The sequence below is a fragment of the Limnofasciculus baicalensis BBK-W-15 genome (assembly GCF_024178385.1).
Lineage (GTDB): Bacteria > Cyanobacteriota > Cyanobacteriia > Cyanobacteriales > Coleofasciculaceae > Limnofasciculus > Limnofasciculus baicalensis.
Genome location: NZ_JAMZMM010000640.1, coordinates 1 through 1804, shown reverse-complemented (window position 1 = coordinate 1804; position 1804 = coordinate 1). Strand labels below are relative to the sequence as shown.

The window sequence follows — 1804 nt, the reverse complement described above, 5'->3', positions numbered from 1 at the left end:
ACGTCATTGGCTAGGAAAGGGGGAGTAGGGAGTGGGGAGCAGGGGGTGGAGAGTAGGGAGTAGGGAAAACAATCCCATAAATCCTGTAAATCCTCATCACCAATCGCATTCCAAAATCTTTTGTAGTGTGCTATACGACAAAAGACAGTACCACTTCGATCAGTTATTGCTCGACGGTTGACTGCTATCCAAAAACCAGGCTGTAAACTACCCCTTCTCATGATTGTCACAAAATCCCAACCTCAAACAGAAGCGATGAAGCTCCAAGTCTACGACTTGTGGAAATCCTATGGAGAGCATTCAGTCGTTCAAGGTGTCAATTTTACCCTCAATCCTGGAGAAATTATCGGTCTTCTTGGTCCAAACGGTGCGGGTAAAACCACTACGGTAGCAATGCTTTATGGTACGGTAAAGCCTAGTCGTGGGTTTGTGCAGTTAGGAGAATACCAAATTCAAGCACAAGGAAAAGATGCTCGTACTTTCATGGGGATTGTCACTCAAGAAGATAATCTCGATCCAGACTTTAGTGTAATTGAAAATTTAATTTTCTTTGCTCATCATTATCGCATCACTGGTAAAGCAGCCAGAGAAAGAGCAGGAGAATTATTAGCCCAAGTAGGATTATCAGATTATGCCCGAAACCCAATTGATGAATTATCGGGTGGAATGAAGCGGCGTTTGGTTTTAGCAAGGGCATTAATTAATCATCCCAAAATTGTATTTCTCGACGAACCCACTACTGGACTAGATCCCGATGCTAGGCAAGATTTTTGGCGATTAGTGAGTCAGTTAAAACAAAGTGGCTGTGGAATACTATTGACCACTCATTATATGGATGAAGCTCAACGATTGTTGCGGTACTTGCTTGGCGGCAGATTTATCCACAGTTGTTCCGTTAGTCTTGTCAAGATGCTTGGGCAACGGATTTGTAACGGTTTTTTCGGATGGGGCAAGAAACTCCCCGGACTAAAGTCACGGGGTTTTCAGGCTATTGTTTTATAATTTCTGTCCCGGGTGGAATTGATTTAAAGTCGTAAATCCAACATCCAAAATCGGTTCACTCCGACGAATTTCTGTAATTTGGTCCGCTACGTCCAAAATAGCTTGTGGCATTTGTGGTCCGGTGAAAATAATATTAACGTAACTAGGGCGTTTTTCCAGAAATATCAGGACCTCGGAGAGGGGGATTAAGCCAAAGTGAATGGCTAAACTCAATTCATCGAGAACTACCAAGGAATATTTACCTGTCAGTACCACATCTTGGGTATGTTGCCACAACTTGATTAAGGCTTGATGCTCTATCTCATCCAACTCCGGTGTGTCAATATAACGCGGCAAATCGCAGCGAATCCAATCCAGGTGTTGCCCTAATCGCACTGGATGTTCTTCTCCTTGCCCAATACCTCCTTTGAGGAATTGGACTACTAATACAGGCGTACCTTCACCTGCGATTCTCAGAGCTTGAGCGATCGCGTTGGTAAAAAAGTTGCGGTGGGAACTGGTAAAGACTTGTATCAGGCCTGGAAGGCTATAGGGTAGATGATAGGGAGATTTAAGAGCAGGAGCTTCTAATTGCGAAACCATAGTCAAGCAGTCAACCATTAAAGTGTAACGACCCTGGAACAGTGGATAACAGAGTTGTGACAGAGCTATGGCTATAGACAAGATATAGCGTACTGACTTGGGTCGTTTCCCTAGTCAAACACTATATCTATGAATTCGTCAAGGAGCCAAAGACCATAATTCTATCTTATCTTGTGACCAGGGAGTGGGGAGTGGGGAGTGGGGAGTAGGGACTTCGACT

General features: G+C 44.0%; 3 protein-coding genes. 1 reads left to right on the top strand and 2 read right to left on the bottom strand.

The annotated features are described in order from the left end of the window. On the bottom strand, window positions 1–221 hold a 221-nt coding region (locus NJ959_RS29060; protein ID WP_254015238.1), incomplete at its 3' end, for a hypothetical protein. Here NJ959_RS29060 and NJ959_RS29055 point away from each other — a divergent pair. Next, window positions 220–1002, top strand: a complete 783-nt coding sequence (locus NJ959_RS29055; RefSeq protein WP_254015237.1) for an ABC transporter ATP-binding protein — start codon at window positions 220–222, stop codon at window positions 1000–1002. The two genes, NJ959_RS29060 and NJ959_RS29055, sit on opposite strands and share 2 nt — an antisense overlap. Here the strand turns inward: NJ959_RS29055 and NJ959_RS29050 are convergent. After that, complete coding sequence (locus NJ959_RS29050; RefSeq protein WP_254015236.1) at window positions 997–1584, bottom strand: P-loop NTPase family protein; 588 nt, start codon at window positions 1582–1584, stop codon at window positions 997–999. The two genes, NJ959_RS29055 and NJ959_RS29050, sit on opposite strands and share 6 nt — an antisense overlap. Window positions 1585–1804: the final 220 nt, after the last annotated feature.